The organism is Vibrio sp. T13N, from assembly GCF_032970445.1.
Lineage (GTDB): Bacteria > Pseudomonadota > Gammaproteobacteria > Enterobacterales > Vibrionaceae > Vibrio > Vibrio diabolicus.
This window is the reverse complement of sequence record NZ_JAWJYE010000061.1, coordinates 1-662: the sequence shown is the minus strand read 5'-3', so window position 1 is coordinate 662 and position 662 is coordinate 1. Positions and strand designations below refer to the sequence as shown.

Here is a 662-nt window from a genome sequence, read left to right as displayed (position 1 = left end):
ATTGTTGATTGTAAAGTTCTCAAAGTATTCATTTATGAATACAACTAAAAACACATTCAAGTGTTCTTGGAATTTGAGTCCGGCAAAATCGAATGTCTCTCGCTCATTCAAATAATGAGAGACAACTTTGGTGATTTGATTATCAACTCGAAACTCCTTCGGGTTGTATGGTTAAGTGACTAAGCGTACACGGTGGATGCCTTGGCAGTCAGAGGCGATGAAGGACGTATTAACTTGCGATAAGCCCAGATTAGGTAGTAAAAACCAYTTGAGTCTGGGATTTCCGAATGGGGAAACCCAATACCATAAGGTATTACTGTTGAGTGAATACATAGCTCAACAGGGCGAACCGGGGGAACTGAAACATCTAAGTACCCCGAGGAAAAGAAATCAACCGAGATTCCGAAAGTAGCGGCGAGCGAAATTGGACTAGCCCTTAAGCTTTACACGCGTTAGACGAACAGCCTGGAAAGGCCGACGATACAGGGTGATAGTCCCGTAGTTGACGACGTGTGTTCAGTGAAATCGAGTAGGGCGGGACACGTGATATCCTGTCTGAATATGGGGGGACCATCCTCCAAGGCTAAATACTACTGACTGACCGATAGTGAACCAGTACCGTGAGGGAAAGGCGAAAAGAACCCCTGTGAGGGGAGTGAAAT

Annotated in this window: 1 rRNA gene; it reads left to right on the top strand. The window is 45.1% G+C overall.

Features of this window, described 5'->3' with window-relative positions:
• Positions 1-169: 169 nt before the first annotated feature.
• A 23S ribosomal RNA gene (locus R2S67_RS22780) occupies positions 170-662 on the top strand; the annotation flags it as partial.